Annotated in this window: 1 protein-coding gene; it reads left to right on the top strand. The window is 64.5% G+C overall.

Annotation, left to right across the window (positions count from 1 at the left end; all coding sequences use genetic code 11):
- Positions 1–32: 32 nt before the first annotated feature.
- The gene (locus LOY36_RS09055) at positions 33–9,137 is read left to right on the top strand and encodes a non-ribosomal peptide synthetase (protein WP_258672975.1); all 9,105 of its coding nucleotides are present in this window, start codon (positions 33–35) and stop codon (positions 9,135–9,137) included.
- Positions 9,138–9,149: the final 12 nt, after the last annotated feature.

The following is a 9,149-nucleotide window of genomic DNA, read 5'->3' as shown; positions in this document are numbered from 1 at the left end:
CTCCTCGTTTTTCTGGATTGAACACTGCCGCCATGCATGACCAAATCGAAAACATCTATTCGCTGACGCCCCTGCAAAAAGGCCTGCTGTACCACGAGGCCTATGCGCCCGAGTCCCGGGTCTACTACCAGCAGATGAACATCGGGCTGGCCGGCGACCTCGACCTCAATGCTTTCCGCCAGGCCTGGCTGGCCTTGATGCAACGCCACGCGGTGTTGCGCACGGCCTTCCTCTGGGAAGAGCTGGACGACGCCTATCAGGTCATCCTCAAGGAAGTCGACTTGCCGCTGCGCGAAGTCGACTTGCGCGGCAACCCGCAAGGGCTGGCAACCCTGGCGGCTGAAGATCACGCACAGGCATTCGAACTCGGCGCCGCGCCGCTGATGCGCTTGACCCTGGCGCGTCTGGACGATGTGAACGGACAAGCGCAGTGGTCGCTGGTGTGGACGCACCATCACCTGTTGCTCGACGGCTGGAGCGTCGGTTCGTTGCTGGCGGACTGGCGCGATCTGTATCGCGCGGCCCGTCGCGGGCAAAACGCCGCGCTGGAGACCGTGCGTCCGTTCCAGGATTACGTGGCGTACCTCAGCGAACGGCCCTCGGCCGATCAATTCTGGCGCAACCGCCTGGCAGACTTCGCCCACACCACGCGCATACCCGAGTCGGACCCACGCGGTCTGCTCATCGACCACGTGGAAGCGCACCTGCCCTGCACCGAACATCAGTGTGTGCTGGATGCCGCCACCACCGCTCGCCTGTCCGGCTTCGCCCGCGATAACAACCTGACCATCAACACCTTGCTGCAAGCGGCTTACGCTTACCTGCTGGGCCGCCACAACGGCAGCGACGAAGCCCTGATCGGCGTCACCGTGGCCGGGCGTCCACAGCGCCTCAGCGGTGTCGAGCGGATGGTCGGTCTGTTCATCAACACCTTGCCGTTGCGGGTGCGTTGGAACGATGCGCCGACCGTTGGCCAATGGCTGGCGGGCATCCAGGACTGGAACGCCGAGATGCGCGAGCACGAACACACACCGCTGAGCAGTCTGCGGGCATTGACCGCGCTGCCGCCCGGTGGTGAGTTGTTCGAAGCGATCATGGTGTTCGAAAACTTCCCGTTCCCCCGCGAGCTGGACCAGATCGACGATGGCCTTGTCGGATTGCCGGAGACCGAACATACCGCGCCGTTGCGCCACACCGGTGGACGCAACAACTATCCGATGTCGCTGATCGCTTCGATGGAAGGTGAAAGGCTGCATCTGCACCTGGTGCATCAGCGCAAACGCTTGTCCGATGCCGCCGGTGCGCGTCTGCTGCAGCAATTGGTGACGCTGATCGAGGAACTGAGCCGCGACGCCCATCGACCACTGGCCGATGTGCCATTGTGCCCGCCGCAGGAACTGAGCCTGACTCGCACCTGGGGCAACGGTGCGCCCCTCGAATTGCCTGATGCTGCGCTGCATGAACTGATCGCCACCCAGGCCCGTCGCCACCCCGAGCGTGAAGCCGTGCGCGACGCCAACGGCGCCTTGAGTTACGACGAACTGCTTGAAGCCTCGACCGGACTGGCCAGCGCCTTGCGCCAGCGCGGTCTGCAACCGGGTGATCGCGTAGCGCTGGCCCTGCCCCGTTGCAACGATGCGGTGATCTCGCTGCTGGCCGTGATGCAGGCCGGCGGTTGCTTTCTGCCGCTGGACCTGGGCCAACCGGCCTCGCGCCTGAGTGCGCTGATGGCCAGTGCCGACGTGGATTTCATCATCGGTGCGCCGACCTTCGACACCGCCTCCGCACAAGTGATCGACGCCTCGGCCCGCGCCGCCGGCATCGACCTGCCGACGGTGGATCAACTGGCCTGCGCGTATGTGATCTACACCTCCGGCTCCACCGGTACGCCGAAAGGCGTACGCCTGTCCCATCGCGCCATCGTCGCCTATGTCATGGGCATTCTCGCTGAACTGGGTTGCGCCGAGGCTGAACAACCGTGGCGCCATGCGCTGCTCTCGACCCTGGCGGCGGACCTCGGTTACACCCAATTGTTCGGCGCGCTGGTCAGCGGTGGCAGCCTGTTGCTGGTGGACGACGACACCCGTGCCGACCCGAATGCCCTGGCGCAGTGCTTTGCCGAATTCGTCCCGGATCTGGTCAAACTCACCCCCAACCATCTGCACGGTTTGCTCGCCGCTCACCCTGACGCCGGCCTGCTGCCGCGCCGCGCGTTATTGCTCGGCGGCGAAGCACTGCAAGGTGCATTGCTGGACACGATCCGGGCGCTGCGCCCGGAGCTCGCGGTCTACAACCACTACGGCCCGACCGAAAGCGCCGTGGGCATTTGCCTGTCGCGCATCGACCAGCCATTGGCCGGTGTGCAACCGCTGGGCCATCCGCAACCGAACCGACAACTGCGGATCCTCGACAGCCACGGCCACGCCGTGCCGGTCGGCGTGCCGGGCGAACTGTGGGTGGGCGGCGAAGGCCTGGCCATCGACTACCTGGGCGATCCAACGCAAACCACCGCACGCTTCACCGCCGTCGCCGACCTGCCCCGCGCCTACCGCACCGGCGACCGTGTGCGTTGGCTGGAATCGGGTGAACTGGCGTTCCTCGGGCGCGTCGACAACCAGATCAAGCTGCGCGGCTATCGCATCGAACTGGGCGAAGTCGAAGCACAGATCAAACGCCTGTCGAGCAACCTCCAGCAAGTGCTGGTGCGCGTGGTGCAATCGGCCAACGAGGCGCCCCGCCTGGTCGCCTGGCTGGTGGCAAGCACCTCGATGTCCGTCGACAAACTGCGCCATGACCTGGCGCTGCGCGTGCCGGATTACATGGTGCCGTCGGATTTCATCGCGCTGGATGCGATCCCGCTGAACGCCAATGGCAAACCGGACATCGCACGCCTGCCATTGCCCGATGCCCCCGCCAGTCAGGACAACTACGAGGCCCCACGCGATGCGGTGGAAATCGCCTTCGCCGAGATCTGGCAGGATGTGTTGCGGGTCGAGCGCGTGGGCATTCACGACAATTTCTTTGCCTTGGGCGGCGACTCGATTCTCAACCTGCAGATCATTGCCCGCGCCCACCAGCGCGGTATGAAGCTGACGCCCAAGCAGTTGTTCGAAAACCGCACCATCGCTGAAATCTCCGCGGTGATCAGCCAAGGCGCGAACTACAGCCGCGACACCAGCAGCGCTGCGCGAAATGTAGCGCTGACCGCCGGTCAACACGCCCGTCTCGAAGCCGGGCCGTTGGCGGCGGACTGGCGCTGCGTGGCGCTGAATGCGCCGGTCAGCGTCGAGGTGTTGAACCGCGCGGTGCTGGCCCTGCAACAGCAACACCGTGCGCTGCAACTGGGCCTCATCCAGCAGGCTGACGGCACTTGGGTGCAAACCCTGCCCGCCGCGCCTAAACCGGTCAGTGCCAGCCGTCAGCCACTGAACATTGACGACTCGAACGCACTGAACGCTCTGGCCGAAACCACCCTGGCCACGCTGGATCACGCGGCGGGCGAAGGCTGGCACGCTTGTCTTTCGAAACAGGGTGACGCCGTGCTGCTGGTGAGCCATGCACTACGCCTGGATGCTGCCTCCTGGGCGTTGCTGATGACCGACCTGGCGCTGGCCGTGGCTCAAGCGCAATACGATCGTGCGATCGAACTGCCGCGTCACGGTGGGCACCTGGATGAATGGGCCGAGCATCAGAATAATTACGCCAGCGATGAAGACGGTCTGGAATCGGCCTGGGAATACTGGCTGCAATACGCCGGTGAAACCCTGCCATCGACCACGCCGCAAGACTCGGTGGTGACTGAATCCCGCGTGCAGATTTCGACGTCACTCAGCGCTCGCCTGAACCTGCTGCAACGGCGCAGCCATGCGCCCTGGGCCTCGTTGGTCGCCACGGCGGTCGCCGCGGAACTGGCGCAGCAAAGTGCCGGGCAAGACGTTTGGCTGAGCCTGGACCGCGGCCGCTGCGAACGCACACGCCTGCCGCTCACCAGCCCCCTGAGCCGCACCGATTTCAACCCGGCCACGGTGATCGGCGCCCTGAGCCACGCCGTTCCCCTGCGCCTGACCGTGACACAGACCGCCAGCGCTGCGCAGTTGCTCGCACAGATTGACGCGCAACTGGCCGCCGCACCGCACGCCGGTGACGATTACGGTGTGCTGCGTTACCTCGCCGACAACGACTACCTGCGTGAGCCACTGCTGAGCCTGCCGCAACCGACTGTGCATATCGTCATGGCTGGCGAATGGCAGGCATATGAAGGGCCGCTGAGCGAGGTCATCGCCGCCAGCGCGCCAATCGATGCCACCGGGCTGACCCTGTCTGTCAGCCTGCAACAAGGTCAATTGCAGATCGACTGCCGTGGCGCCAACGCCGAACACTGGGCCCAGGCGTTGGAGCAGCGCTTGAGCCTGCTCGCCGCCGACGCCGGGCAAGCCATTCCCGGTGCGCATGCTTTCCCGTTGTGCCGCGCCGCCGGCCACGACCTCACGGCCCTGGGCGCGAACTTCGACTGGGCCGGCATCGACGACTTGCTGCCCCTGTCGCCGATGCAGGAAGGCATGCTGCTGCACACTCTGCTGCGTCCCAACAGCGGCATTTATTTGATGCAGCAACGTTATCGCTGGGACGGCGAACTGGACCGTAGCGCCATCGAATACGCCTGGGCACAACAACTGGCCCGGCACCCGATGCTGCGCACCGGTTTCTGGTGGCAAGACGGTAAGGCTGCGCTGCAATGTGTCTACCACGACACCGACCCGGCATTCGCCTGGTACGACTGGCGCAACCTCGATGAAGCGACCCGCCAGCGCCAACTGGATGCCGTACTGGACGCCGAATGCCGTCAGGGTTTCGACATGCGCCGCCCGCCGCTGACGTTCCTGCGGGTGTTCCAGGTGGCCGATCAGGAATTCCTGATCGTGCGCAGTTTCCATCACATTCTGACCGATGCCTGGTGCTTCGGCCTATTGATGGCCGACCTGTTTGCCCACTACCAGGCTCGGGTGCTCGGCCAGCCGGCCGCCCGTCCATTGCTGCCATCGTTCAGCAACTACATCCATTGGCTGCAATGTCAGGACAGCTCTATCACCGAACAATTCTGGACCCGCGAACTGGCCGGGTTCAGCGCGCCGACGCCGTTGGTGGTGGATCGCCCGGTCGTGACCGAACAGGCGGTCGAAGTGGTGGCTAACCTGGATGTCACCCTGTCGATTGCCGACACCCGCGCATTGACCGCGTTGTGCCAACAGCACCAACTCACACCCAACACCTGGATTCAGGGCGCCTGGGCTTTGCTGCTGTCCCGTTACAGCGGCAGCGACGACGTGCTGTTCGGCGTCACGGTGTCGGGCCGGCCGACCGATTTGCCGGGTGTCGAGGACATTGTCGGGCTGTTCATCAACAGCCTGCCGCTGCGGGTGAAAGTTGACGACTCGCAAACCGTGGTGCCGTGGCTGCAAGCGCTGTTCGCGCACAACTTCGAGTTGCGTGCCTACGAACATGCACCGTTGGTGGACATTCAGCGCTGGAGTGAAATCGAGCACGGTCGTTCGCTGTTCGACAGCCTGGTGGTGTTTGAAAACGCGCCGTTCGACGCCGGCCTGTCGGATCGTCAGGTCGACTTCAACGTCGACATCTATGAAGACCGCGTGCACACCAACTACCCGATGACCGTGGTGCTTTACCCCGGCGATCGCCTGGGCATTCGCCTGACTTACGATGCCGCGCGTTTCGACGCCGATACCGTGCAGCGCATGCTCGGCCACCTGCGCCAGTTGCTGACGCAAATGGTCGCCCAGCCTGACGCACCACTGGCTTCACTGTCGCTGTTGACGCCGGATGAACGCCAGACCCTGCTGGTGGACTGGAACCGCAGTGAGCTCGACTTCCCGTTGGATCAAACCTACGCCGAGCTGTTCGCCCGACAGGTGGCGGAGCATCCGCAGCGCATCGCTGCCGTGTGTGGTGCCGACAGCCTGAGCTACGCCGAACTGGATCAGCGCTCGAACCGCCTGGCGCGAGCACTGATTGAAACGGGCGCCGGGCGCGACACCCTGGTGGCTTTGGCCGCCGAACGTGGCCTGCCGCTGCTGAGCATGATGATCGCCGTGCTCAAGGCCGGCGCGGCCTACCTGCCACTGGATATCAAGCATCCGCCGCAGCGCCTGAGCGAGATTCTCGAACTGTCCGGAGCAACGATTCTGTTGACCAGTGAAAGTGCCGACTCGGTGATCGAACCGGCGCTGGCCGCAAGCGCTGCGACACCGCAACGCCTGCGCACCGAAACCCTGTGGCTGGCAGGCGACGCAGCCCCCTTGGACGTCGCCGCCAGCCCTGACGATCTGGCCTACGTGATCTTCACCTCGGGTTCGACCGGCACGCCCAAAGGCGCGATGGTCGAACAACGGGGCATGCTCAACAACATCTTCGGCAAAGTACCGACGCTGGGCCTGTCGAGTGCGGACCGAATTGCCCAGACCGCCTCGCCGGCGTTCGACATTTCGGTCTGGCAATTCCTTGCCGCACCGATCCTCGGCGCCACCGTGCACATCCTGCCAGACGTGATCGCCCACGATCCCGAGCGCCTGCTGGAAGCACTGGAGAACCAACAATTGTCGGTCCTCGAAGCTGTACCGACGATGATCCGCGCCCTGCTCGACCTGGCCCGCACCGACACACAACTGTCGGCCCTGCGCTGGCTGCTGCCGACCGGCGAAGCCCTGCCGCCGGCATTGGCTCAAGCCTGGCTGAGTCGCTTTGCCCATGTGCCGCTGATGAATGCCTACGGCCCGGCGGAGTGCTCGGACGACGTGGCGTTCCATTCGCTGACCAGCGTGCCGAGCGAAGTCGGCAATGCCATGCCGATTGGCCGGCCGACCGCCAACAACCACCTGTATCTGGTGGATGCGGCACTGCGCCCGGTGCCGGTGGGCGTACCGGGAGAAATCTGCGTCGGTGGTGTCGGCGTCGGTCGTGGCTACCTCAACGATCCGCAGAAAACCCAAGCGGCGTTCGTGGCGCACCCGTTCGAACCCGGCGCGCGTTTCTACCGCACCGGTGACTTGGGGCGCTGGCGTGCGGACGGGGTGATCGAATTCCTCGGTCGCCGCGATCAGCAAGTAAAAATCCGTGGTCACCGGATCGAACTGGGTGAAATCGAAGATCACGTGGGCCGTCATCCCGCCGTGCAAGCGGTGGCCGTGATCGTCAACGCTGACCAGCGTGGCGACCTGCAACTGGTCGCCTACTGGACCGGCGGCGACACACCGGTGGCCGAACTGCGCGAATGGCTGAGCCAACGCCTACCGTCGTACATGGTGCCAACACATTGGCAACAGCTGGAGGCATTGCCGCAGAACGCCAACGGCAAGGTCGACCGCAAACTGCTGACTGCACGTGCGCTGGACCACAGCGACCTGAACCAGCAACGACCTCTGAGCAGCGACACCGAACAGCAGCTGGGCGCGATCTGGGCACAGATTCTCAACGTGACGGCGGTCGGCGCCGACGACAACTTCTTTGCCCTCGGCGGGCACTCGTTGCTGGCAACGCTGGTGGTCTCGCGGATTCGCAGCCAGCTCTCGGTGGACTTGCCACTGCGTGCGGTGTTCGATCACCCGGTACTGGAAAACCTGGCCCGCGCCATCGACAGCGCGCGCTTGCAGGCGGCGCCTCTGGCCCTGCCCGCGATCACCGCGACCGACCGTTCGCAACCGTTACCGTTGTCGTTTGCCCAACAGCGTTTATGGTTCATTGAGCAGTTGAACCCTGGCTCCAGCGGTTTCAATATTCCGTTCGCCCTGACCCTGACCGGAGCGCTGAATGTCGAAGCCCTGCGCCTGGCGTTCGAACAACTGATCGCCCGTCATGAAGTGCTGCGCAGCACCGTGCACAGCGATCATGGTGAACCCTGGCAGCGGATCGAAACAGCGCAGGCGTTTGCCTTGCCGGTCACCGATCTGCAACAGGTCCCGGCGCACGAACAGGAGCCGGCCATCCAGGTGCAATTGACCGATGTCTTTGGCCGGCCGTTCGACTTGACCCAAGCGCCGTTGATGCGTGCGCGGTTATTGCAGCTGGATGCGCAGACCCATGTGCTGGCCATTGCCATGCACCATATTGCCGTGGACGCTTGGTCCATTGCCCAACTGGTGGAGCAATTGGCCGCGGACTACGTCGGTTTCGGCACCGCGGCTGCCCGCATCGAAACCCCGGCCCTGCAATACGCCGACTTTGCCGTGTGGCAACGCACGCACCTGCCGGGCCCGGTCTGGCAGCAACAACTGGCCTACTGGCGCCAGCAGTTGCAAGCCAGTCCGGCGCCGCTGCTATTGCCGGGTGCGCAAACCCGCGAGCACGGCGGTTGTGCACGTCATCGCAGCCGCCTGCCCGCGTCGCTGGCCCGGGCCATCGGCGAGTTGGCGACGGCCCGCGAGGCTTCGCCGTTCATGGTGCTGCACAGTGCGCTGAACGTGTTGCTGCATCAGCAGACCGGGCGCGAAGACCTGCTGGTCGGCACCGACATCGCCAACCGGCATCAGCAACAGACCGAAGACATGATCGGCTTCTTCGTCAACCAATTGGTCCTGCGTTGCCGCGTGACGCCCGAGCAGACATTCGATGAGCTGCTGAGCGATGCCCGGCGCGTGGCGCTGGATGCCTTTGCCCATCAGGACTTGCCGTTCGACGCCCTGGTCGCCGACCTGCTGCCGCAGCGTGACGCACGGTATACGCCATTCTTCCAGGTCAAACTGGTGGTGCAGAACACCCGCCAACAGGACCTGCATTTGCCAGGCCTGGCAATCAGCGAGCGGGCGCTGGAGCCACAAGCTGCGGACGTGGACCTGCTGATCAACGTCGTGGATGACGGCGAGAGCCTGCTGGTGGTGTACGACTACGACACCGGGCGTTACGCCAGTGCCTACATCGAACTGCTCGACAGCCTGTTCGTCTGTCTGCTGGAGCAACTTGTGCTGAACGCCGACACCCGAGTCGCCCAGTTGCTGCTGCCACTCAATCAACTGCAACAGTCCCGCCGCGACCAGGCGCAAGCCGCGCTGCGTGAAGCCGGCAATGCGCGTCAAAGCACCCTGGGCCAGGCCCGTCGTCGCAGTGTCGTGAAGGAGGCCGAACAATGATGGTCATCGGCC

Origin of the sequence: Pseudomonas sp. B21-019 (assembly GCF_024749225.1) — a bacterium.
Lineage (GTDB): Bacteria > Pseudomonadota > Gammaproteobacteria > Pseudomonadales > Pseudomonadaceae > Aquipseudomonas.
Note: the sequence above shows the minus strand (reverse complement) of the source record. Positions and strands in the feature narration are given on the sequence as shown.

Bases quoted from the DNA above. Each gene is read 5' to 3' on its own strand.
- LOY36_RS09055 (WP_258672975.1), top strand. From the start codon at position 33: ATGCATGACCAAATCGAAAACATCTATTCGCTGACGCCCCTGCAAAAA.